The organism is Chloroflexus sp. (genome assembly GCF_034435895.1).
Lineage (GTDB): Bacteria > Chloroflexota > Chloroflexia > Chloroflexales > Chloroflexaceae > Chloroflexus.
On sequence record NZ_DAOTWH010000144.1, the window covers coordinates 1 to 22,317 of the forward strand.

At 60.0% G+C, this 22,317-nt stretch carries 21 protein-coding genes; 11 read left to right on the top strand and 10 right to left on the bottom strand.

Annotated elements, in window-relative coordinates:
• Nucleotides 1-83: 83 nt before the first annotated feature.
• From U9R81_RS08475 to U9R81_RS08490, 4 genes are all read right to left on the bottom strand, one after another.
• A complete protein-coding gene (locus tag U9R81_RS08475) occupies nucleotides 84-692 on the bottom strand; it encodes an FFLEELY motif protein (RefSeq protein WP_322495048.1) in 609 nt (202 codons plus the stop codon).
• A complete protein-coding gene (locus U9R81_RS08480) occupies nucleotides 689-4,030 on the bottom strand; it encodes a tetratricopeptide repeat protein (protein ID WP_322495049.1) in 3,342 nt (1,113 codons plus the stop codon). The genes U9R81_RS08475 and U9R81_RS08480 overlap by 4 nt, the downstream gene beginning before the upstream one ends.
• Before the next feature lie 204 nt (nucleotides 4,031-4,234).
• Nucleotides 4,235-5,176 carry a response regulator gene (locus U9R81_RS08485; protein WP_322495050.1) on the bottom strand — a complete coding sequence of 314 codons (942 nt, stop codon included), beginning with the start codon at nucleotides 5,174-5,176 and terminating at the stop codon, nucleotides 4,235-4,237.
• Nucleotides 5,169-6,113 carry an MDR/zinc-dependent alcohol dehydrogenase-like family protein gene (locus U9R81_RS08490; RefSeq protein WP_322495051.1) on the bottom strand — a complete coding sequence of 315 codons (945 nt, stop codon included), beginning with the start codon at nucleotides 6,111-6,113 and terminating at the stop codon, nucleotides 5,169-5,171. Before U9R81_RS08490 ends, U9R81_RS08485 begins: the two co-directional genes overlap by 8 nt.
• A 95-nt stretch (nucleotides 6,114-6,208) precedes the next feature.
• Here U9R81_RS08490 and fmt point away from each other — a divergent pair, with 95 nt between their 5' ends.
• From fmt to U9R81_RS08505, 3 genes are all read left to right on the top strand, one after another.
• Entirely contained in the window at nucleotides 6,209-7,156 is a 948-nt protein-coding gene (fmt, locus tag U9R81_RS08495) for a methionyl-tRNA formyltransferase (RefSeq protein ID WP_322495052.1), read from the top strand.
• 133 nt (nucleotides 7,157-7,289) lie between these two features.
• The gene (locus U9R81_RS08500; RefSeq protein ID WP_322495053.1) at nucleotides 7,290-7,724 is read left to right on the top strand and encodes a hypothetical protein; all 435 of its coding nucleotides are present in this window, start codon (nucleotides 7,290-7,292) and stop codon (nucleotides 7,722-7,724) included.
• Nucleotides 7,725-7,746: 22 nt separating this feature from the next.
• The gene (locus U9R81_RS08505; protein ID WP_322495054.1) at nucleotides 7,747-8,340 is read left to right on the top strand and encodes an SH3 domain-containing protein; all 594 of its coding nucleotides are present in this window, start codon (nucleotides 7,747-7,749) and stop codon (nucleotides 8,338-8,340) included.
• A gap of 25 nt (nucleotides 8,341-8,365) precedes the next feature.
• Here U9R81_RS08505 and U9R81_RS08510 read toward each other — a convergent pair whose 3' ends face one another.
• The 5 genes from U9R81_RS08510 to U9R81_RS08530 are packed head-to-tail and all read right to left on the bottom strand — an operon-like array spanning nucleotide 8,366 to nucleotide 10,994.
• Nucleotides 8,366-9,046 (bottom strand): lysophospholipid acyltransferase family protein, encoded by a 681-nt coding sequence (locus tag U9R81_RS08510; RefSeq protein WP_322495055.1) that lies wholly within the window; start codon nucleotides 9,044-9,046, stop codon nucleotides 8,366-8,368.
• A 10-nt stretch (nucleotides 9,047-9,056) separates the two neighbouring features.
• Complete coding sequence (locus tag U9R81_RS08515; RefSeq protein WP_322495068.1) at nucleotides 9,057-9,488, bottom strand: DUF2231 domain-containing protein; 432 nt, start codon at nucleotides 9,486-9,488, stop codon at nucleotides 9,057-9,059.
• A 9-nt stretch (nucleotides 9,489-9,497) separates the two neighbouring features.
• Entirely contained in the window at nucleotides 9,498-9,830 is a 333-nt protein-coding gene (locus U9R81_RS08520) for a DUF1949 domain-containing protein (protein ID WP_322495056.1), read from the bottom strand.
• Between the two features lie 7 nt (nucleotides 9,831-9,837).
• Nucleotides 9,838-10,122: a YigZ family protein gene (locus tag U9R81_RS08525; RefSeq protein WP_322495057.1), complete on the bottom strand. Its 285-nt coding sequence runs from the start codon at nucleotides 10,120-10,122 to the stop codon at nucleotides 9,838-9,840.
• Nucleotides 10,119-10,994 (bottom strand): hypothetical protein, encoded by an 876-nt coding sequence (locus U9R81_RS08530; protein WP_322495058.1) that lies wholly within the window; start codon nucleotides 10,992-10,994, stop codon nucleotides 10,119-10,121. Before U9R81_RS08530 ends, U9R81_RS08525 begins: the two co-directional genes overlap by 4 nt.
• Before the next feature lie 140 nt (nucleotides 10,995-11,134).
• On the opposite strand from U9R81_RS08530, the gene U9R81_RS08535 reads away from it, so the two are divergent.
• Nucleotides 11,135-14,629 (top strand): BTAD domain-containing putative transcriptional regulator, encoded by a 3,495-nt coding sequence (locus U9R81_RS08535; protein WP_322495059.1) that lies wholly within the window; start codon nucleotides 11,135-11,137, stop codon nucleotides 14,627-14,629.
• Between the two features lie 2 nt (nucleotides 14,630-14,631).
• On the opposite strand, the gene U9R81_RS08540 is transcribed toward U9R81_RS08535, so the two are convergent.
• Entirely contained in the window at nucleotides 14,632-14,850 is a 219-nt protein-coding gene (locus U9R81_RS08540) for a hypothetical protein (protein ID WP_322495060.1), read from the bottom strand.
• Nucleotides 14,851-14,964: 114 nt separating this feature from the next.
• On the opposite strand from U9R81_RS08540, the gene leuB reads away from it, so the two are divergent.
• The 7 genes from leuB to U9R81_RS08575 form a co-directional block, all read left to right on the top strand.
• The gene (leuB, locus tag U9R81_RS08545) at nucleotides 14,965-16,041 is read left to right on the top strand and encodes a 3-isopropylmalate dehydrogenase (protein WP_322495061.1); all 1,077 of its coding nucleotides are present in this window, start codon (nucleotides 14,965-14,967) and stop codon (nucleotides 16,039-16,041) included.
• 708 nt (nucleotides 16,042-16,749) lie between these two features.
• The gene (locus U9R81_RS08550; protein ID WP_322495062.1) at nucleotides 16,750-17,157 is read left to right on the top strand and encodes a cobalamin B12-binding domain-containing protein; all 408 of its coding nucleotides are present in this window, start codon (nucleotides 16,750-16,752) and stop codon (nucleotides 17,155-17,157) included.
• A gap of 3 nt (nucleotides 17,158-17,160) precedes the next feature.
• The gene (gene meaB / locus U9R81_RS08555) at nucleotides 17,161-18,084 is read left to right on the top strand and encodes a methylmalonyl Co-A mutase-associated GTPase MeaB (RefSeq protein ID WP_322495063.1); all 924 of its coding nucleotides are present in this window, start codon (nucleotides 17,161-17,163) and stop codon (nucleotides 18,082-18,084) included.
• Between the two features lie 66 nt (nucleotides 18,085-18,150).
• Nucleotides 18,151-19,494: a phosphomannomutase/phosphoglucomutase gene (gene manB / locus U9R81_RS08560; protein WP_322495064.1), complete on the top strand. Its 1,344-nt coding sequence runs from the start codon at nucleotides 18,151-18,153 to the stop codon at nucleotides 19,492-19,494.
• Between the two features lie 325 nt (nucleotides 19,495-19,819).
• Nucleotides 19,820-20,836 (top strand): thiamine pyrophosphate-dependent dehydrogenase E1 component subunit alpha, encoded by a 1,017-nt coding sequence (locus U9R81_RS08565; protein ID WP_322495065.1) that lies wholly within the window; start codon nucleotides 19,820-19,822, stop codon nucleotides 20,834-20,836.
• Nucleotides 20,837-20,899: 63 nt separating this feature from the next.
• Nucleotides 20,900-21,934 carry an alpha-ketoacid dehydrogenase subunit beta gene (locus U9R81_RS08570; protein ID WP_322495066.1) on the top strand — a complete coding sequence of 345 codons (1,035 nt, stop codon included), beginning with the start codon at nucleotides 20,900-20,902 and terminating at the stop codon, nucleotides 21,932-21,934.
• A 30-nt stretch (nucleotides 21,935-21,964) separates the two neighbouring features.
• Nucleotides 21,965-22,317: biotin/lipoyl-containing protein (locus U9R81_RS08575; RefSeq protein ID WP_322495067.1), on the top strand; the 353-nt coding region annotated here is incomplete at its 3' end.

Genomic DNA, 22,317 nt, shown 5'->3' on the forward strand with positions numbered 1-22,317 from the left:
GCTAGTTTCTCGCGCTGGCGTGCCCATCCGAAAGGTATGGCCGGGGATGACGACCATCACCGGCAAGAGTTCAGACAATGGATTCATCGTTGATAAATACGATTGAGCCGATCCAACTCGCGCTGGTAGATCGTCTCGGCGAAATGCTCAATGGCGGCAACGTTTTGCAACGCTTCATAGCCACGCAACAGAAATGTATGGACAGTGCCGATCCCGGCGAGGCGGGAGACGAAGTGGGAACGGCGCAGGGCTAAGCCGAGGATGGGCGAGCGCGACAACTGAAAGACATTGTACAACGAACTTCTGACGAGGGTTAATTGGCGGAAACGCTCATCATACTTATCAGCCAGCCGGTAAAAGTATTCGTAGCTGATCTCATCGAAGTCGGTGCCGACATCGGCAGCCAGCATGCGCCGGGCCAAATCATCATCAAGCTGATAGGTGAGTTCGAGCAATTCCAGCACCTCTTCCAGATCGCGGAGGCGGACGCCGGGCAGGATGCCGAGAAAGTGGTGCAGCCGGCGTCCCTCTTGATCGCGTTGGCTAAAATCGCGCGGGCCATACATCTCGTTGAAGAAAAATTCGCCCAGCGGCTCATACTCCGGCACTTCCGACAGATCGCGGTAATCGCGGCGAAGGCGATTCGATTGGAAGATTTGCAACGCAATCCGATACTGGCGCAGCGTATTCATGGCAAGCGTTCGAGTTGGGCGCGGGCGCGTTGGCCCCATTCGCTGGTTGGTTCGCGAGCGATCAGGGTCTGGTACGCGGCGCGGGCAGCGGTGAAATTGGCATGATCTTCAGCGATCAGACCGCTGTAGAAGATGGCTTCGCTATAATCGGGATTTAACGTAATCGCCTGTTGGATCGCTTGCAGCGCACTCGCATTGCGACCTTGGGCGTAATAAGCGCGGCCCAGCCAATAATGCGCTTCAGGGAAGTTAGGTTGGAGGGCCACCGCCCGATTGAGATCGCGGATGGCTTGGTAGTAATCGTTGGCGCGAATGGCTAAGAGGGCGCGCCGGTAAAAACTCTCGGCAATGCGATCGTTGGCGCTGATGGAGGCATCGTAAGCGGCGCGGGCTTCGTTGAACCGGCCTGCCTCTTGTAGGAGCTTGCCGCGAAACAGGTGGGCTTCAGCGAAGTTGCTCTGCTGCCGGATCGCCTGTTCCACCGTTTGCAATGCTTCATCAGCGCGGCCAAGCGCGTATTGGGTTTGGGCTAGGCCCAGCAACGCCTCTGGATACTGTGGTTGTAGGTCCAATGCGCGCTGGTATGCAGCGAGAGCGCGGGCCAGTTGGCCGTTGCGCAGCAGCGCCTCGCCGAGCCAAAACTGGGCTGTTGCGTTGGTATCGCCACCGGGCACATTGGCCGCTGTTTCAAAGTACGCAAGGGCAACACCCCAATTGCCTTGCCCGCCGGCTAGTTCGCCCAACCCGATATGAGCGGCGATCGATTGCGGATCAGCCGCCAGCGCCTGCCGGTAGGCCTCTTCGGCTGCAGCCGGATCATTCCGGCGACGCGCGACATCGGCCAGCGTCAGCCAAGCATTCGCGCGCGCAGCAATTGCTTCAGGATCGGAGCGATTCGCGGTCTGGTCAAGCGCGCGGCGGGCTTCTTGCGCCGCCGCATCGAGCCGGTTGCCGGCAAAGTAGGCGCGGGCGAGCAATTGGCGGGCCGTTACCGAGTCGGGTTGGAGGGTAAGAGCGCGCTCTAAGGCCTGAATGGCCACCGTTGCGCTCTTGCCGGCCAGCGCGGCCTGACCGATCCGCAGCAGCCGGTCGGGGTCATTTACGCCTTGCCCAAGCGCCACGCGGTACTGGTCGTTCGCGCGATTCGGTTGGTTGAGGGGGCCTTCGTACAGCTCGGCCAGCTTCAGCCGCGCATCGAGATTGCGATCATCGAACGCGATGGCTTCACGCAGCATGCGTTCAGCCGAATTCAGATCGCCCAATTTGATATACGTTTCGCCCAACTCGAATGCCGCGACAGTCGAGCGTGGTGTGAGGAGCAGTGCGTCGCGGTAGACCGCGGCGGCTTCAGCCGGCAGGCCAGCGTCGTTATAGAGCCGGGCCAGCTCGATGGCAGCCTCGGCGTTGGTCGTGGCGAGCGGAACGAGCAGGCGTTCAGCTTCGGCGAAACCGCTCGCACCGCTGCGCCGGAGCGCCCGGCAGAGATTAATAATGGTGTACGGCGATTGTTGCCAAGCGACAAGGGCGCGCCAATGGTCGATCGCTGCCGGCCAATCGCCATCGCTTTCGGCAAGGCGGGCTAGCGCCACATAGGCCGGAAAGAAACGGTTGTTGCGTTCTAGGGCGGCGCGAAACGCCGTCAAAGCGCCGGCCCGGTCGTTGCGCGCTAACGCTACCTTGCCGGCGCCGGCGTACCCATCAGGCAACTGCGGCGCGAGATCAATAACCTGTTGATAGGTCTGCGCAGCTTGCTCAAACTGTTTGTCAATCCGCAAGGCAAACCCGAGTGCGAGCAAGATCGAGACATTATCAGGTTGTTGATCGCGCAGTTGGCTCAGCGTTTCAATGGTTGGATTAGCCGCGCTTGCCGAACCAAAGAGCGCCCCGATCAACTGGCCGGCAGGGTTGGGCGCATTGCGGTCTTCGACCGCTTGCAGCGCTGCATCAAGCAACGCAAGGGCAAGCCGCTGACGGCGCGCGGTTGCTTCACTCTGCTCAGCTTGACCAGTTGCCATCAAGCCTGCGCCGGGGAAAATAGCCGCTTCGCTAGTGGCTTGCTGCCGCCACAGACTCACCGAGCGATTGCTAAGCTCGGTTGCGGTGCGCAGTTGGTCGCGGACACTGCGCAGCTCGGCGGCAGGCGGCAACGGATCGGCGGCTTCCAGCGCCCAGTAGAGCGGGCCGGCCAGCGGCAGCAAACGTTCCAGATCAAGTAATGCGCGCTCTTCGGTGAGGGTGGCGTTGAGGCGCGTCTCAACCGGTGCGCGAACAGCGATGGGTATGCGCGCCAGCAGCACTGTTTTCGCCGGCGCCAGCCGGCCAATCGCCATCGCCGCATCGTCAAGCTGGCCACTTTCGCGATAGGCGGTAGCGATGAGCAGTTCTAAATCGGGATGCGATGGCAGTAGATTGCGTGCTTGCTCGAGATCAGAGACAGCGTCGCGCGCGCGCTGTTCGCGCAAAGCCCAGAGCGCCAGATTGACGCGTAATTGGCCGAGATCGCGACCATCGAGCAGATCGATCGCTTCGGCGAAATAGCGTAGCGCATCGGGATGGCGGGCGTCGAACAAAATAGCGCCGAGATTGTTGGCAACCAACGCCCGCTCGCCGTCTGCGAGCGCAAGGATGGGTTGATACTCAGCCGCGGCAGCGGTATACCAGCCACGGGCCCATAGCAGATTACCGCGCAGCAGTTGAGGCAAGAGCGGTGACAATTGCGGATTCAGTTCAAGCAAGCGTTGGAGCTGATCGATCGCCAGATCGGCTTCTCCGTGGTGATAGGCAGCCAAGGCGAGCAGGTACGGCACAAGGGCGGCTTGACCACTAATAGGCTCAGTACTCAAGGAAAACCGGTTGGGGAGTACAAAGCGGATGGCAAAGCTCTGCCATGCTTGCGTGACATCAATATTGTGGGGGAGATAGATCAATTCTGGCCGCAAGCTGGGGCTATCGATCATCCCGCCGGGTTCGACGGCGCCCCAGACTAACACGTCGGCATTGGTTTGCTGGGCCAGCGCCAGCGCTTCGGCGCTATTGGCCGGGCGAGTAGCGCTGGTGATGACTTGGACGCGATTCCCCCCTTGGGCGCGGAGTTGGCGGGCCAGCGCGCTGGCGATTTGGGAACCGGTGCGGTTATCGTGGTCGGCGAAGGGGGTAATCACAATCACAAAGCGCGGATCAGAAGGGCGCAGGAGCAAAAAGACACTCACTGCAATGCCGATGAGTGCCAGTATGAGCAACAGCCGGCGCCAGCGGCGCCCATGCCGGCGTTGTTTGGGATGATCGTCGCTTTGTTCGATAATGCGCTCTGTTCGCGCCCGTCGCCAAGGCCATTGCATATTTCAGCTCCTTGCCATCCTGCGCCATATTGCCCCTTATTGTAAGCAGTTTTAACGATATTTCAAGCGATCAGGCAGGAATTTGACTTTGTGGTTGATCAAAGTGAGCCAGAAGAATGGCTTACAGGGTTTGTGGTGGTGAGGTTGTCTGATCAGAAAACCGCTGCCCGGCAATGGTTCTCTGATCGGTGCATCACTCTTGCATCAACGCAGCCGCGCGCCATCAATAACGATCGCGCTGCTGCCAAACGTTTTGGCGGAGTGTTTCATCATCGCGGCAGCGCGCGACAACTCGTCAACCGTGGCAGTAGGCGAGCTCGATACCCCGCCAATGGCGATGGCGCCGATCGGGATATAAGCAGGGTTGCCGGTGCGATCATGCCCCACCAAGTAGCCGCGCGCGCGATCAGCTTCATCGTACAGCGTACCGGATGCTTGTTCATACTGGTGGACGATCCAGAGGGCCAGCTCGGCGGCAATCTCGGTGGGGCAAAGTATGACAAAATCATCGCCGCCAATATGCCCGAGAAAGATCGCATAGCCGGCAAAGTGGTTTTGCGCCCGTTCACAGATCTCGGCCACAAGCCGGATTGCCTGATCGCCGCGGGCGAAGCCGTAGGCATCGTTAAAGGCCTTAAAATCATTCAAATCAATGTACAGTAGCGTAAATGCCTCACCGCGCTGGAGGCGATAACGAATCTCTTCGCTAATCAGGAGATTGCCGGGCAAACCGGTGAGTGGGTTACGGCCTGAACGCTGCGTAGTGCGGCGTAGCAACGAGCGAATGCGGGCGATCAATTCGGCTTCATTGAATGGTTTGGTGACATAATCATCAGCGCCGGTGTCAAAGCCAATCACGACATCAGCCGGATTAGTGCGGGCAGTGACGATGATAATTGGCACATGGGAAGTGCGGGTATCGTTGCGTAATTGGCGGATTGCCTCGTAGCCATCAATACCGGGCAGCATCAGGTCGATCAAGATCAGATCGGGCAACTGCTCTTGAGCGATGCGGATAAGAGAGAGACCGTCTTCGGCGGCGAGCACAGTGAAGCCGGCGCGTCCTAGCGTATCGCTGAGCAAAAAGCGCAGGCTAGGGTCGTCATCGGCAATCAGAACCGTCGGCAAATGGATTTCTTCAGACATTGAGCAAAACCTTAAGTTGGCCGGGTGCGGCGGCAAACGCTTCTAATCCTGCGGTAAGCGGATAACGGGCGCTGATCAGGGGTTGCGTTTCGATCAAGCCGCGCCCGAGCAAGCGGAGCGCCGGGGCGAACGGGCCACAGCGCGAGCCAATCAGTTGCACTTCGTCAACCACCAGCATGCTCAAATTCAGGTGGGTTTCGGCGGCAAATGTGCTCTTGAGCACTAGCCGCCCGCGTGGGCGCACTAGTTGCCGAGCGGTTGCCAAACCGGCCGGGTTGCCAGTACAATCGATCACGACATCAAACTGGTGTGGCGGCACGTCAGTGCTTAGGACGCACGTTATGCCTTGCCCCCGGTAGAGATCCCATCGTTCGGGGTGGCGGCCAATGAGCGTCAAATCGCAGCCGGTCAGGCGCAAGACTTGCACGATCATTGCGCCTAACTTGCCGTCGCCGACGATAGCGACTCGTTCGGTCGGGCGAATGTGACTCTGTTCGACAATTTCCAGCGCAGCGGCCAGCGGTTCGGTGAAGACGGCAGCCTCATCGCTGATGTTCTCTGGCACTTCGTGCAAGCAGGCTTCGGGCAGGGTAAAAAGGTCTGCCATCACGCCGTCGCGCCGGTCGATGCCAAGCGTGGTGCGGTATGGGCAATGGCTTTCATTGCCGCGCAAGCAGGTGGGGCAGCGGCGGCAGGCGGCATTGATTTCGCCCACAACGCGCCGCCCGTGCCAATACGGATTATCAGCGGCGATCACAGTGCCAACAAATTCATGGCCCAAAACGCCGCGAAAATTCATATACCCGCGCGTGATTTCGAGATCAGTATTACAGATCCCCACTAAGCGGGGACGGATTAGCGCTTCTCCCGGCGGGCGTTTAGGTTCGGGGTAATCGGTGCTATACCGTAAGTCGCCATCAAAAACAATTGCGCGCATAAGGTCATAGACTTCGCTTTGAAAGACAACGAACTCTATTATACTATATGCCGCTGCTTGCCGTGTTGGGGCAAGCGCGAGCAAGGAGTAGCATCATGCGGGTTTTGTTTTTAGGCAGCCCATCATTTGCCGTGCATGCGCTCGACGCATTGGTCGCTGCCGGGTATGATATTGTTGGCGTTGTCACCCAACCTGATCGTCCGGCTGGCCGTGATCGCCGGCTGACGCCGCCGCCGGTCAAAGTAGCGGCGCTTGCCCATGGCCTGCCGGTGTTCCAGCCCGAAACATTGCGCGATCCGGCGGTAGTCGCCACACTGGCGGCATTGCAACCTGATGTTGGCGTTGTGGCGGCGTATGGCGAGATTTTGCGCCGGGCCGTGTTGGCGATCCCGCCGCTCGGTTATCTCAACATCCACCCCTCGTTGCTCCCGCTCTACCGTGGCCCAACCCCGGTAGCGGGCGCGATTTTAGCCGGTGAGACGGTGACCGGCGTAACGATCATGCTGCTCGATCCAGGCATGGACAGCGGCCCGATTTTGGCGCAAGCCGTGGTCGATCTACCGCCGACAGCGCGGGCCGGCCCGCTGACCGATGAACTGTTCCGCTTAGGGGCCGGACTGTTGGTGCAGACGTTGCCGCGCTATGCTCGCGGTGAGATCGAGCCGCGCCCGCAGGATCACAGCCAAGCGACCGTGACCAAGATGCTCAAGAAAGAAGATGGGCGCATCGATTGGTCGCTACCGGCAATTGTAATCGAGCGAATGACGCGGGCCTACGATCCGTGGCCGGGGGCGTATACTTTTTGGCAAGGCCAGTCGTTGCGGGTGATCAGCGCAGCAGTGACCGCAACGGCGGCTGCGGCGACGCCGGGGTTGGTGGTTGGGCGCAGTGCGCGCGGTCATCCGCTCGTGCAAACCGGCAGCGACGCACTCGAGCTAGTTGAAGTGCAGCCGGCTAGCCGGCGTCCGATGAGTGGTGCGGCGTGGTTGGCCGGGATCCACGCGCGTGAGATCCGGTTGGGCGAAACGATGCAAAATCAATAGCAATAGTTGAAGCTAATCTAACGCGATGCGTTATTTCGGCTTGCGTTCTGGTCATGAACCGCGTATAATCACATTCACAGGACTTTCCTACGACAATGCGTCATCATAGTGTCGATGGCGCAGGAGATGAAGTATGCCATTCTTCAAAGACGAGGAAGAACTGCGGCACATTTTAGGCACCCTCTACGATCGGGTGAAGTGTGATGTGCAGATTGCGCCGCGGATTTGTGAAGGCCGGATTGTGATTCAGTTTCGGTATGAAGAACCGCACGGCGTCGTCACAATCGATGCCGCGCATCCGCCAACCCAACCCGGCGCATACTGCGATGTCTTTTGGGGTGAGGTCAGCCTGAAACCAGATGTCGAGATGAGCATGAAGGCTGATATCGCGCACCAATTCTGGCACGGCAAGATTAATCTTATGACGGCATTAGCCCGCCGCCAGATCATTGCCAAGGGCCCGATTCCCAAGATTTTGAAACTGTTGCCGGCGGTGGAGCCTGTATACACGATGTATCCAAACATGCTGCGAGAGATGGGGCGCGAAGATCTGGTCTTAACCAAGTAGCACCGGTTTACTCGTTGCGCCTATGCCAACCACGAGTGAGATGTATGAACGCGGCGCCGCTGATGCCGAACGAGGCGAGTTCAACCCTTTCTATTACCAGCACTACTACTACTACCGGCAAGGGTTCGACTCGGTGCGGCGCCGCCACCGGTCGCGGTTTCCGCTAGCCGGACTCTTCATGTTGATCACCGTTATTGCGCTTGGCATAACGGTCACGGCGTGGTTGATCGGGCAGCGTGGCTCTCCCGCCGTTGCCCAACCGGTCGCTTCACCGGTCGCCGCGATCGCGTCAGCTACCCCGACCTCGTTACCTCCCTCGCCGGCACCGCTCCCTTCACCGACACCGCTCCTTTCACCGACACCGCCAACCTTGCAGGTTGGCGGGAAAGCAGTAGTGGTCAATGTGGGTAATGCTCCATTGCGATTGCGGGCCGCACCCGGTTTGCAGGCACGAGTGGTTGGCTCGTTGCCCGGCGGGAGGGAAGTGGTGTTGCGTGAGGGGCCGGTGCTCGCCGATGGATACACGTGGTGGCAGGTTGAGGTTGGCAATCAGCGCGGTTGGTGCGCTGTGATCGCGCCGGATGGGACGCAGTTCTTAGAACCGGTAGGGCAGTAGCGGCGGGCATCAAAACCTGCCGCTGTTACTGTCTCGTTGGTGTCGTCGTTTCGAGCAGTGCCGCATACGGGCCGCGCTGGGCAGGTGGCAGCATCGCGGCGATCTTGAGCATCATCTCGGTCGTGAGGCGATCCATTACATCGGCAGGGATCTTATTGTCGGGCAACGGCTCAATCCGGTACGGTTCGCCAATCGTAATATGCACTGGTTCGCGGCGCAAGGTGCCACGGAAGCCGTGCTCGGTGCCGGTAATCGCCATCGGCACGATCGGGACGCCAGCCTGCATTGCCAACCGGATCGCGCCGCCACGCCCCGGCTGCAATATGCCATTCCGGCTGCGGTGGCCTTCGGGGAAGATGAGCAGTACGGCGCCATTCCGCAACGCTTCAGCCGCTGCATCAAGCGCCGCCAGATCACGCTTGCCGCGCCGGATCGGGATCACATGCATCTTGCGGAAGAACCAGCCGGCGATTGGGTTGGCAAAAATCTCGATCTTGGCCAGCCATGACAATCGATAGCGGAAGGGCAGCAATGCGCCAACGGCTGGGATGTCCACCCAATTAATGTGGTTCATCACCAGAATCATCCCGCCTTGTTCGCGGGGAGGCAATCGCTCAACCCCCTCGATCGACCAGCGCCACCAGCCGATCAGGCGAAAGAAGTGAATGATGATGTAGAGCAACCCGTAGACGACATAAGCAAACATGACGCCCTCACTAGCGGCCCAGATCAAACCCAAAGACGAGCCGGCCACCTAACCACCCACCCACAAGGAGCAAAATCGCGCCGGCGATATGCCAGCTGAGATAGGCGTTGCGTTGGGCAGGGTCGTTAAGAATGGCCGGTTGCCGGCGCCGCATCAGCCAAACTCGGCCATAACACGCGCTGGCGGCCAGACTCGCCGCAGCATGGCCGTTCGTCCATGCAATCACTGGATCATCAATGGCAAGGCCGGCTAATTGGCGGGCAGCGTCAAATAAGCCGCTGGCAATAGCCAAAAGCGCGCCGAGCAAGCCGAAAATCAGGCAATGAAAGGCGCTTTGATCCCATTGCATGTGCCCGGTGCGCAGCGCAATCAATGTAAAGAGACTGCTGGCGAGCAGCAGCCCGATCGGAATATGGACGGTGGCAGGATGCAGTGCGTACATCACCTACAATTATACCATAGCTGCTGCTGGCTCGATGCGTGCTCGGCCAGCGCTCTGCTCGCCGAGCTGCTGGGTAATCGCAGTGGCGTGATTGGCGGGCAGATCGACAACCATCGTCACATCAGTAGCAAACGCCTCATCAACAATAACAGCGGTGTGCGCTTCGAGCAACCGGCGAATGGTTGCGTAATCGGGGTACGGTAGGCGGATCATCACTCGTTGGTAGATGATCCGTTCGGTTCGCGGCACCATAGCGAGCACCGCGCGGGTGGCATCGCTGTAGGCGCGCACGAGCCCGCCAACGCCGAGGAGCGTGCCGCCAAAATAGCGTGTCACGATCACGGTAATGTCACCGAAAACCAGCGCCGCGCAAGACGGCCATCATTGGGCGGCCGGCGGCGCCGGCGGGTTCGCCATCGTCACTCATGCCGGCGATCGTGCTGGCGCCATAACCGACCAAATACGCGTAACAGTGGTGGGTGGCATCGGGCATCTCTGTGCGCACCGCGGCGATCGCGGCCCGCGCCGCTGCAACGGTGGGTGTCGGGATAGCTTGGGCAATGAATCGTGATCCGCGCACGACAATCTCGGTGCGGGCCGGGGCAGTCGGAATAAGATAGGGTAAGGTATTCATTGCTCTTGGGCCTGCCATAATGGCTGCGCGAGCTCGTCAATCGCAGCTTCGATCGCTGCCAGTTCGCTCGCAAGCGCATAGTAACGGGCGCGGCCTTCGGCGTGACGCGCGGCCCAGAAGGGCTGGAACGGTTCCGGGATCGGGTTGCGCAGGGCGCGGGCAACCTCGGCGAGCAGTTCGCGAAATTCGAGTTCCCACCACCGTTGGAGCGCCGCGCTCAACGTGCTGCCGGGAGGGCCGAAATCGGCCAGCAGACGGCGGGCAAACTCGTGGGTGAGCGCATGTTGCTCGTGGGCCACTGCTACTGCCTGCGCCGCTAGTTCAGCAAGGCGACCGGCAATGGTGGTTGGCGGCGCTGGCAAGACGATGGTGTCAGTCACCTGCTGCAAGCGGCGGCGACCGGCGCTGGCTGCGAGCAAGGCAAGTAACACATGATCGGCAGGCGCGAGGATGCGGACAGGGGTGATGGGAATGGCATTGCCGGCCTCCCATGCGATAGCCGGGTGTTCACCAACGCCGATCAAGATACGCGGGATGGGGGCGGAGAGCGCCGGCTTCGCTGCGGGCGGCAATTCCCACCATAACGGCTCTGATACGTCAGCGTAGGCGCTCAGACGCTGGCCGAGGCCGGGGTGCCGCTTGATCAGATCCTCAACGCTGCTAATTGCATGGTTCTGGCTATAACCCGGTGGCAGGGCGAGCAGCCATTGATCGCCAGTCGGGGTATACCACGGACGCAGCGTGCCGGCATCAATGACCGGTCGTAAAAAGGATGCACAAGCTGGCTCGAAGATAACCGCTTGATCGCGTTCGGCGCGGGTATACAGCAGTGCATCATAGGGAGCCGGAATACCGGCAAGGAGTATACGCATAGCTTTATGGGTCGTGTTACAATACACATTATGATATAGTATACATCTGTATCATACATTGCTCGGCAATCGCGCTGATGCGTGAATAATGGCAAATGTTGCCTATTCGTGGCGCTTTCTGGTAATTCAAGGAGCAGTCCATGACCGAATTAGCCGAACACGCGCCATCGGTTGCGGTAAGCGCCTCATTATTACCCCTCAAGCTCTCGCCGCCGCCGGTGCGAGACGATGAAATGCTGCGCCGAGATTTGCAGGCGTTGTTAGCTGAAGCACGCTTGCTGCCGGTGACGGTGGTCGTGGCGCCAGCCGGGTATGGCAAAACCACCTTATTGGCCCAGTGGGCCGATCAACTCGCACGCACCGGAGCGCAAGTGGCGTGGCTTGGTTTTGAGGCGAGCGATCAAGAGCCGGCCTTGCTGCTTGCGTATTTGATTGGCGCGATCCAGCGGATTTTGCCTCAGGCGGGCGAGCAAGCATTGCGCATCTTGCAGAGCGTATCCGGTTTGGAACGGGATTGGCCGCTGGTGGCCGGCGCATTGCTGAGCGATGTGCAACGTGAGTTGCAATCACAAACGATGTTGATCCTTGATGATGTGCATCTGGTGAGTGATGGGCCGATTACGGCTGATCTGCTAGGTTATCTCTTACGCGCCGCGCCGCCTAATCTGCACATCGTGATGGCTTCACGCCGTCCGTTGGCATTTGCTCCCCTGCCACGCCTGCGCGCTGAGGGGTTGTTGCTCGAAATCGGAGCCAATTATCTGTTGCTGCAACGGCACGAGGCGCTCGAATTGTTGCAACGCACTGGGGTATCGTTGCCGGTTGAGGAACTCGATCTACTGCTCGAACGCACCGGTGGCTGGATGTTGAGCGTGCAGCTTGCGGTGCGCACGCTGGCCCGCCAGACGCCTGAACAGCGCCGGGTGTATCTGCAAGGCTTGGCGACAAATCAGCACGATCTGTTTGAGTATCTGGCTTCAGAGGTGTTGGCGGCATTGCCGCCGCGTTTGGTCGATCGCTTGATCTGTGCCGCTCTGTTTGGTCAAGCCAACCCCTCGTTGCTCGATGAGGCGCTTGGCGTTGATGATAGCGCCCAACTGATCGAACAGGCCATTGCGCTCGGCTTGCCGCTAACGGTTGATACCGGCGCGTCCAATGGCGAGCGGATTTTCCGCTTTCACCCGCTCTGGCAGCGCCTGTTAGCTGATCGAGCGCTGACCCGGTTTGATCGAGTGACGGTGCGTGATCTGCATGAACGGTTTGGGATGGTGCTGGCGCGCTATGATCAGATCGAGGCGGCACTGCGCCATTTGGCGGCGACCGGCAACCCAGCAGCGATCGCGTATGCCCTGCGCGAGCATGCATGGCCATTAATCGACTCACCTCAGCGCGACAGTTTGCGGAATTGGATCGAGCGTCTTCCGCCAGAAGTGCGCGAGCGTGATCCTGAATTGCTCCACATGCAAGGCTGGAGTTTGTTTAATACCGATCGCGAACGTGCGTTGCAGTTGATTAGCCAAGCCGCCGAACAATACCGGTTGGCCGGCGCTCCGGCGCAAGAGCTGCGCGCGCTGCGCGATATGGCTGTCCTTCTCTTCTGGTCTGATGCGCCAGTTGAGTTTGCAGCGGTGTGCCGGCGTGTCATCGATGCGGCGGCGCGCGCCAACGACACGTGGTCGCGCGGCGCGGCGTTGGTTGGGTTGATGGCGATCGCCTATAGCCAAGGGCGGTTTCGGGCCGCATTGCGGATCGCGCGTTGGGCCGATCGCCGTCCGCTCGGCGTGCTGTGGCAGTGGTTGCTGGCCGCGCTGCGGGCATCGATCTATACCCAGCAGGGCTGCCCGGCGGAAGCGATGACGGCGATCAATGCTGCGCTTGAGTTGCCCCGCATCGATCGCAACGACATGCTGCGCCAGTCGTTGCTGTTGTTGCAGGCTATGGCGCTCTACCAGCAGGGGAAAGGTGAAGCCGCGCTTGATCAAGTGCAAGAATGTTATTACCGATTGAGCGATTACGCGCCCGGTAGTGTGCTGGCCGGCAACGCCGCCTTAATCTTGACCCTGTTGTTGATCGAGCATGATCGATATGAAGAGGCCGCCACGTCGTTGCAGCGCGTGCGGCAAATCGTGGCCCATCTTGATAACCGCCTGCTAGGGGCGCGGGCCCGGATCGTGGAAATCTACGGGTTGTTGCGTAACCACCAGCCTGCGGCAGCGGCGGCGCAAGCGTTGGCGTTTTGGCAAAACCTGCGTGAGCAGCCAGTGCTAAGCGCGCAGCATCCCCGCTATTGCGATAGCCGGTATCTTAATACGCAGGATCTCTGGTTGCAGAGCCTATTGCCGATTGCGATCGGCGAAGGCGGCGAACGTGATCAGGCGTTGGCGATAGCAGATGAACTGCTCTTGTTCATGGATCGACGCCACGATGGTTTGTTTCGCGCCCTGATCCATATCTACCGGGCCTATTTGGTGGCCCAGTGTCAGAGTAGCTCGCCTACGATTAAGGAAGATTTGCTTGCAGCATGTGCGATTTGCGATCGCGTCGGCGTTGAGTCGCTGCCCTTTTTGCCGCGCCCGGCGATGCTCTGGGCGATCAAGACCTCGTTGCAACTTGGGTTATCGAGCCGGGCGATGATCGCTGCGCTCCGCCAATTTGATACGACGACGCTGGCCTCGATCCTTATTCCGTTGCTCGATGAGTCGTTTCCGGTTGCGCTGCGCGTGCGCAGTGCGGGCCTGCTCGGAGATCTGAGCGTCGTTAATGCGTATGGCACGCTACGGGCATTATTGAAAGATCGCTCGCCCCACGTTCGCCAAGCAGCTCATGATGCCCTTGAGCGGCTGAGCTATTGCCCGCCCTACCGGCTAATAATTCGCGCTTTGGGCGGCTTCCAAGTGTTTCGTGGCGATCAAGAGGTACGTGATCGCGATTGGCGCAGCGTTAAAGCGCGCCAGTTGCTGCAATTGTTGCTGATTGAGCGCGGGCGTATGCTCCCGCGCGAGCAGATTATGGATATGCTCTGGCCCGGTCTCGATAGCGAGTCGGCGTCCAATAATCTACGGGTGACGATTAGCCGGTTGATTAAGGCGCTGGAGCCAGATCGGCCAGAAGGTGCGCCTACTTACTATATCCTTCAGCAAGGTGACACCTACGGCTTTAATATCGAGAGCGATCATTCGTATGATGTGGCTGATTTCGTGCAGGCGGTAGAGCGAGGCCGGCGCGAGTTGCAGCGCAACCGGCGCACCGAAGCGCGTGAGGCCTTCCAAGTAGCGGTGTCTCTCTATACTGGCCAGTTTTTGCCTGATAGTTTATACGAAGATTGGTCGGTGGTGGAACGGGAACGATTAGGGTTGTTGTTTACCGATGCGGCGCTTAGTCTGGGCCGCATTCTGTTTGACGAGGGCAAGTATCACGACGCCATTGCACTAGGCTGGCGGGTGCTCGAATACGATAAAGCGCAGGAAGAGGCATACCAATTGCTGATTCGCGGGTATGGGGCAATTGGTGAACGCAGCACGGCTATCCGGTTGTATCAGCGGTGCGTTGCCGCGCTGCGTGATGATCTCGGCGTTGATCCGTTGCCCGAGACAGTAGCATTGTTTGAACAGGTGCGCGGTAAGCGTGCATCGTAACCTTAGGTAGTGGAACCGGATGAGTTCCTAGCAGGATTGGTTGAAGGGCTATGCTGCAAGTGATTGTTGATAAAGGCTAAGAGTTCATCGAGTTGGTCGATGCGGCACTCAAAGCCGGTGCCAATATGTTGAATCCGCCCGCTCCATCGTTGCCCCGCCGTGTCTTCGTTCTCGGCTAAGACAATCCGCACCAGAAATGATTCGACTCGTCGAGTCGCCATACTTTTCTTTCCTCGCTCTAGCATCTGTCACACGACTAGCAAACTTAGTAGTATCATACTGAGGCGTTCTTACCATTTCATAACCACGATCTAGATGGTGTTGCGAGGATTGCTGTGCAAGCTGTAATTGCAGTATTAGCCGGAGATGGGATCGGGCCGGAGGTGGTGGCGGAAGGGGTGAAGGTGTTGCAGGCGGTGGCGGCTCGCTTCGGCCACACGTTTACCCTGCGGGAGGCGTTGATCGGCGGGTGTGCGATTGATGCTGCCGGCGAGCCGTTGCCTGCCGAAACAGTGGCATTGTGCCGCGAGGCTGATGCGGTGTTGCTCGGTGCGGTCGGCGGCCCTAAGTGGGATGATCCGCAGGCGAACGTGCGGCCCGAACAGGGGTTGCTTGGTATTCGTAAGGCGCTCGGTCTGTTTGCTAACCTGCGTCCGGTCCAAGTGCATCCGCGCCTGATCGATGCCTCGCCGTTGCGTCCTGAACGGCTGCAAGGCGTCGATCTGATCGTGGTGCGCGAATTGACCGGCGGAATCTATTTCGGCGAGAAGCGGCGCGAACGCGGCCCTGATGGCGAGTGGGCCAGCGATCTCTGCATCTATACCGAAGAGGAGATTGTCCGGGTGGTGCGGGTGGCCGCGCAGTTGGCCCGCCGCCGTCGCGGCAAACTGATGCTGGTTGACAAGGCGAATGTGCTCGAAACGAGCCGGTTGTGGCGCAGTATTACGACCCGGCTGATGCGCGATGAGTTCCCTGATCTGCAATTTGCGACCATGCTGGTTGATGCCTGCGCTATGCATCTCATCCGCCGTCCGGCTGATTTTGATGTGATCGTGACCGAAAACATGTTTGGCGACATTCTCACCGACGAAGCGGCGATGCTGGCTGGTTCGATGGGGATGTTGCCGTCGGCGTCGTTGGGTAGCGGGCGGATGGGGTTGTACGAGCCGATCCACGGTTCGGCTCCCGATATTGCTGGACAGGGGAAGGCCAACCCCTTGGCGACGATTTTGAGTGTGGCGATGCTGTTGCGCCACTCACTCGATCTAGCCGCTGAAGCGGAATGTGTCGAAGCGGCGGTGGCGACGGTGATCGAGCGCGGGATTGTTACCGCCGATATTGCCGCGCCCGGCCTGCCTACCTATAGCACTGCCGCGGTTGGCGATGCAGTCGCCGCTGCGGTGGCTGGGTGATAAGGTTTACCGCCGAGGACGCTGAGGGCGTAGAGGGTGTCTCTTTGCATCCTCTGCGCCCTTGGTGTGGTTTAGGGTGAACATTGCCTCTCTTTTAGCCACCTTCCTAATCTTCCCTCGTTTTGAGGAGCGGGCAGAATATGTGGTCGAGTACAACTGATCGTTGTGCAATGCCTCAAAGTTCAGCTCTGCCCCTCCGCTCTCACGTCTTGAGGGGCGGACAGGACATGTGGTCGAGTATAACCGTTAATTGCGGTGCAATGCCTCAAAGCGTAGCTCTCCGCTCCCCTCTCCCGCGCCAGCGGGAGAGGGGCTGGGGGTGAGGGTGAACTAGCGTATCGCAACGTCATCAACGACATCTACGCTCATACGTTCTGTCCGCCCTTGAACTCTCGCGTCAGTGGGAGGGATTGGGGGTGAGGTCCAGCAGCCCGCGCAGCGGGCTTCGTATCCTTAGCCCGGCCCTTTAGGGCCGGGTGCCGGATCAGATGGGCTGTCGACTCCCGCCCTTCCCCGCTGAGTGTGGCTGGATATATCGCTTTCTCACGCAAGCGTTGATGATGATCATCAATCCCCTGCGTTCTCTGCAGTACATAAACCAACTTGTCTATCCGCTGCGGTATACTTGAACCAGCGCGTACTGCCCTGTGCTATACTGGCAGTCACGCAACCGAATCTCACTCGTTATCGCAACGGAAGGAGCGCTCGATGGAGCGAAAGATTCGCGTGCTAGTCGCGAAACCCGGTCTCGATGGCCACGATCGGGGCGCGAAAGTCATTGCCCGCACCTTACGTGATGCCGGCATGGAAGTGATCTATACCGGTCTGCAACAGACGCCGCAGATGATCGTTGAGGCCGCACTGCAAGAGGACGTTGATGTGATCGGTCTCTCGATCCTCTCTGGTGCGCACATGACGTTGCTGCCCAAAGTGATGCAGTTGCTGCGTGAGCAGGGCATGACCGATGTGCTGGTCGTCGCCGGCGGGATCATCTCCGACGAAGATGCCGAGATTCTGAAGCGCGAGCACGGCATCGCCGAAGTGTTCGGCCCCGGTTCGTCAACGCAGGCGATTATCGACTTCATCCGTTCCAACGTCCAGTTGACGCGGGGTTGAGCTATGAGCGAGCACGAATTGGTGACGCGCTTGCGCAACGGCGAGCGGCGGGCGCTGGCGCGCGCCATTTCTCTGGTCGAGCAGGGCGGGCCGGCGGCGCGCGCGGTGATGGCGGCGGCCTACCCTTACGCTCATGCCCATCGGGTGGGCATCACCGGCCCTCCCGGCGCCGGCAAATCGACGCTGGTCACGTCGTTAGCCCAAGAATGGCGCCGGCGCGGGGCGCCGGTTGGCATCGTCGCCGTTGATCCGTCGTCGCCGTTCAGTGGCGGCGCGGTGCTGGGCGACCGCATCCGTATGCAGGCGCTCGGCGGCGATCCCGGCGTCTTTATTCGCAGTATGGCCAGCCGGGGCCGGATGGGCGGTTTGGCGCGCGCGACGGCTGATGCGGTCAGTTTGATCGCCGCTGCCGGGTTTCCGATTGTGATCATCGAGACGGTTGGCGCTGGGCAAGATGAAGTCGATATTGCCCAGACCGCCGATACCACCATCGTGGTCGAAGTGCCCGGTATGGGCGATGATGTGCAGAGCATTAAAGCCGGCATGCTCGAAATTGCCGATATCTTTGTGGTCAACAAAGCCGACCGGCCCGGCGTCGATCAGACGGTGCGCCAGCTCCGCACGATGTTGCAATTGGGTGGTGCGCCGGCTGATGGTTGGTCGCCGCCGGTGTTGACGGCGATAGCCACCACCGGCGAGGGGTGCGCGCAGATTGTCGATGCGGTCGAGCAGCACTGGCAACACCTTGCCAATGATGGCGTGCAAGCCAGCCGGATGCGGGCGTTGGCCGAGCGAGAGCTAGCCGCCGCGGTGCAAGAATTGATCCTCGAACGGTTGCGCGGCCCGCGTTGGGAGGAGTTAGTGGGAGAGATTGCCTCTCGCTGGCGCGATCCGTATGCTGCCGCGAGCGAGTTGTTGGGTGGATAGGGGCGAGGCAGGAGCGACGGATGTGTTGCCAGTGCGAAATAGCCCGTATATTCTAGGAGGTTTTCTGTGCAGGTTAATTCGTCGATCTTTAAAGCCTACGATATTCGCGGCATTTATCCAACTGAGCTGAACGAAGAGGTGGCCTATCTGATCGGGCGCGCCTTCGTAACCTTCCTCGGCGCCGAGACGGTGATCGTCGGGCGCGATATGCGCACCTCCGGCCCGTCGTTGTTCGATGCGGTGACGCGCGGGATTATGGATCAGGGGGCCGATGTGGCCGACATCGGTATGGTCAGCACCGATCAGTACTACTTCGCCTGCACCCAGCTCGGCTTCCCCGGTATGATGGTGACGGCGTCGCATAACCCCAAGCAGTACAACGGATTCAAGATGGTGCGCCGCATGCCGTACCTCTTGTCGGGTGACGAGGGGATTCAGGATCTGCGCCGGTTGGTCGAGAGCGAAGAGTTTCCCACGCCAACCCGCCGCGGCGAACGGCGCGAGTACGATTTCAAAGAGCAGTTTGTGCAGAAGGTGCTCTCGCTGATTGATGTCGAGGCGATTAAGCCGTTGAAGGTGATCGTTGATACCGGCAACGGCATGGTCGGCCCGATCCTGCAAGCGGTCTATTCGCGCTTACCAATCCAGTTAACCGGAATGTATCTCGATCCCGACGGCACCTTGCCCAATCACGGCCTCGATCCGCTGATGCCAGAGAACCGGGCCGAGTTGCAGCAGCGGGTGAAGGACGAAGGGGCTGATATTGGCTTTGCCTTCGATGGCGACGGTGACCGCTTCTTTGCCATCGACGATCGCGGCGCGTTTATCTCCGGCGATTTTCTGACCGCGATTTTGGGCCGCTACCTGCTCGAAAAAGAGCCGGGAGCGAAGATTCTGTACGATGTGCGCGCGTCGTGGGCAGTGCCCGACGAAGTGCGCGCCGCTGGCGGCATCCCGTTGGTTGAGCGGGTTGGGCATGCGTTTATCAAGCGCCGCATGGCGAATGAAGACGCGATCTTCGCCGGCGAGGTCTCTGGCCACTACTACTTCAAAGCGTTCGCCTTCGCCGACTCAGGCATCATCCCCTCGCTCTACCTGCTGGAAATGCTCTCGAAGCGCGGGGTGAAGATGAGCGAATTGCTGGGCCAGCTCGAATCGCGCTACTTCATCTCCGGCGAAATCAACTCGCGGGTGAGCGATGTGCGCGCGAAGCTTGACGAGATTGCCGAACGCTACAGCGACGGCAAGATCGAGCGGCTCGACGGCGTGTCGGTCAGTTACGACACGTGGCATTTCAATGTGCGCGGTTCCAACACTGAGCCGCTGATCCGCCTGAATCTTGAGTCGATCGCATCGCGCGCCGAAATGGAAGCCAAACGCGATGAGGTGTTGGCGGTGATCCGGTCGTAATGCCGAGCCGCACAGCCGTGCGGCTGTACCGATGGGTGTCGCAATGCATATTCGGGTGGAGCCGCACAGCCGTGCGGCTCTACAATTTTTGTCTCATCCCCCGTTTGATCTGGGACGATCTCCCTTGACACGTCTACCAATATCCAGTATGATACAGGTATCGAATACATTCCCGAACGAAATAAAACCGCGTCTCCCCAGCTCATTCGATCACTATTCCCCTTTGGCAGGGGCGCCCGTCTCAATCCCAGTCTGATGCTCATACCGGCTCGTTGGCGAGCCACGGATGGAGGTTGTCGTTCATTGGCGAACGGAGAAGAGCGCTATGGAAATCAGTCGGGACAAGCTCCTTTGGGCGTATGAGCGCATGCGGCTCATTCGTGAGTTCGAGGATCGGCTGCACACCGATTTTGCCGCCGGCAAGATTCCCGGTTTCGTCCACCTGTACGCGGGCGAAGAGGCGGTGGCTACCGGTCTCTGCGCGCATCTGCGTGATGATGATTTCATCACCAGCACCCACCGCGGCCACGGTCACTGCATCGCTAAAGGCGTCGATCTGCGCGAGATGATGGCCGAGATCTACGGCAAGGCGACCGGCGCATGCAAAGGCAAGGGTGGCTCGATGCATATCGCCGATGTCAACAAAGGTATGCTCGGCGCAAACGGGATCGTTGGCGGCGGCCCGCCGCTGGCCTGCGGCGCCGGTCTTACCGCCAAGCTCAAAGGCACCGATCAGGTGACGGTCTGTTTCTTCGGCGATGGCGCTTCCAATCAGGGCACTACCTTCGAGGGTCTCAATTTGGCCGGGATCTGGAAGCTGCCGGTGATCTTTGTCTGTGAAAATAACGGGTACGCCGAGACCACCTCGCCCCAGTATTCCGTCTCTGGTCAAGACATTGCCGCTCGCGCGCGCGGTTTTGGCATGCCGAGCATCGCCATCGACGGGCTCGATTTCTTCGCCGTCTACGAAGCTGCCGGCGAGGCGATTGCCCGTGCCCGGCGCGGCGAGGGGCCGACCTTCATCGAGGCCCAGACCTACCGCTACTATGGTCACTTCGAGGGTGACTCGATCCGCTATCGCACTCGGGAAGAGGAAGAGCATTATCGCTCGCTCGATTGTCTCTACCGCTTCCGCCAGACCGTGATTGCGCAAGGGTTGCTGACTGAGGCTGAGCTTGACGAGATCGACGCGCGCGCGCGGGCGGCGATCGTGGATGCGGTGCGGTTTGCCACCGAAAGCCCGATGCCCGATCCAGCCGAGCTGCTGACCGATGTCTATGTCGAGTATCCGATGGCGGCGCTCTGGCCGTTCCAAGAGGCGGCAGTGCTGGTGCATCGCTAGGCGGTTCAGCGAATAGATTTCCGGCGGAGCTTCTCCGCTGCCACTCAACGATGAGGTGACACTATGACGGCAATGGTTGAAGAGGCGGTACGCACCCTGAGCTATCGCGAGGCGATTAACGAGGCGCTGCGCCTTGAGATGCGGCGCGACCCGACCGTGATTTTGATGGGCGAGGATGTGACTGGCGCGTCGCACAGCGAAGACGAGAGCCATCTCGATGCGTGGGGCGGCGTGTTAGGCGTGACCAAAGGCTTGGTGCATGAGTTTGGCCGCCAGCGGGTGCGTGATACACCAATCACTGAGTCGGGGTTCGTTGGCGCCGGAGTCGGCGCGGCAGCCACCGGCTTGCGCCCGGTGGTCGAGCTCATGTTCATCGGCTTTATGGGAGTTTGCCTCGACCAGATCGTCAATCAGGCCGCCAAGATGCGCTATATGTTCGGCGGCAAAGCCCGCATTCCGCTGGTCATCCGCACCATGATCGGGGCCGGTTTCCGCGCCGCGGCCCAGCACTCCGATTCGATCTACTCAACCTTCGTCCACTTCCCCGGCCTCAAGGTAGTGGCGCCGGCGACGCCGGCTGACGCCAAAGGCTTGCTAGCGGCGGCCATTCGCGATGACGATCCGGTGATCTTCTGCGAGCATAAGCTGCTCTACGATATAAAGGGGCCGGTGCCCGAAGGCGAGTATGTAATTCCGCTCGGCCAAGCTGAGATCAAGCGCGAGGGCGGTGATGTGACGATCGTGGCGATTTCGCGCATGGTGCTGCACGCGCTCGAAGCGGCTGAACGGCTGGCCCAGCAGGGGATCAGCGCCGAGGTGGTCGATCTGCGCACGCTCTCGCCGCTCGACGAGACGACTGTACTTGAGTCGATCCGCAAGACGGGCCGGCTGGTGGTGGTCGATGAGGATAACCCGCGTTGTAGTGTGGCGACCGACATTGCAACTCTAGCAGCGACGCAGGCGCTCGAATTCCTCAACGCTCCCGTCAAGCTGGTAACGCCGCCTCATACCCCGGTGCCGTTTAGCCCGACGCTCGAAGACGCCTACATCCCCTCGCCAGAGCGTATCGTCGCGGCGGCGCGGGCGACGTTGGGCTAAGCGCGGCGGGTTGTTGTTGCAGGAGTTGCCATGCCTACCGAGGTCGTGATGCCCAAGTGGGGCTTGAGTATGCAAGAGGGCAAGATTAACTTCTGGCTCAAGCGCGAGGGCGAAGCGGTACAGAAGGGCGAACCGATTGCCGAGGTCGAGACCGAGAAGATTACGAATGTGGTGGAGGCGCCGGCTAGCGGCACGCTAGCCCGGCTCTGCTACCCTGAAGGCAGTGTGGTGGCGGTGACGAAAGTCATCGCCTACATCATCGCTCCCGGCGAGCAGTTGGCTGATGTCACCACGAATGGCGCAACCGAGACGGTAACAACTGCTCCCGCGCCAGCGATGGCAGTGCCAAAACCAGCTTCACCGCCGCCGGCAGCGGCGGCAGG

Coding starts and splice junctions, on each gene's coding strand:
- U9R81_RS08505 (WP_322495054.1), top strand. CDS start 7,747: ATGCCAACCACGAGTGAGATGTATGAACGCGGCGCCGCTGATGCCGAA.
- U9R81_RS08490 (WP_322495051.1), bottom strand. CDS start 6,113: ATGCGCGCAATTGTTTTTGATGGCGACTTACGGTATAGCACCGATTAC.
- U9R81_RS08515 (WP_322495068.1), bottom strand. CDS start 9,488: ATGTACGCACTGCATCCTGCCACCGTCCATATTCCGATCGGGCTGCTG.
- U9R81_RS08485 (WP_322495050.1), bottom strand. CDS start 5,176: ATGTCTGAAGAAATCCATTTGCCGACGGTTCTGATTGCCGATGACGAC.
- U9R81_RS08475 (WP_322495048.1), bottom strand. CDS start 692: ATGAATACGCTGCGCCAGTATCGGATTGCGTTGCAAATCTTCCAATCG.
- U9R81_RS08480 (WP_322495049.1), bottom strand. CDS start 4,030: ATGCAATGGCCTTGGCGACGGGCGCGAACAGAGCGCATTATCGAACAA.
- U9R81_RS08570 (WP_322495066.1), top strand. CDS start 20,900: ATGACGGCAATGGTTGAAGAGGCGGTACGCACCCTGAGCTATCGCGAG.
- meaB (WP_322495063.1), top strand. CDS start 17,161: ATGAGCGAGCACGAATTGGTGACGCGCTTGCGCAACGGCGAGCGGCGG.
- U9R81_RS08525 (WP_322495057.1), bottom strand. CDS start 10,122: ATGAATACCTTACCCTATCTTATTCCGACTGCCCCGGCCCGCACCGAG.
- U9R81_RS08550 (WP_322495062.1), top strand. CDS start 16,750: ATGGAGCGAAAGATTCGCGTGCTAGTCGCGAAACCCGGTCTCGATGGC.
- U9R81_RS08500 (WP_322495053.1), top strand. CDS start 7,290: ATGCCATTCTTCAAAGACGAGGAAGAACTGCGGCACATTTTAGGCACC.
- U9R81_RS08530 (WP_322495058.1), bottom strand. CDS start 10,994: ATGCGTATACTCCTTGCCGGTATTCCGGCTCCCTATGATGCACTGCTG.
- fmt (WP_322495052.1), top strand. CDS start 6,209: ATGCGGGTTTTGTTTTTAGGCAGCCCATCATTTGCCGTGCATGCGCTC.
- U9R81_RS08540 (WP_322495060.1), bottom strand. CDS start 14,850: ATGGCGACTCGACGAGTCGAATCATTTCTGGTGCGGATTGTCTTAGCC.
- U9R81_RS08510 (WP_322495055.1), bottom strand. CDS start 9,046: ATGTTTGCTTATGTCGTCTACGGGTTGCTCTACATCATCATTCACTTC.
- U9R81_RS08565 (WP_322495065.1), top strand. CDS start 19,820: ATGGAAATCAGTCGGGACAAGCTCCTTTGGGCGTATGAGCGCATGCGG.
- U9R81_RS08535 (WP_322495059.1), top strand. CDS start 11,135: ATGACCGAATTAGCCGAACACGCGCCATCGGTTGCGGTAAGCGCCTCA.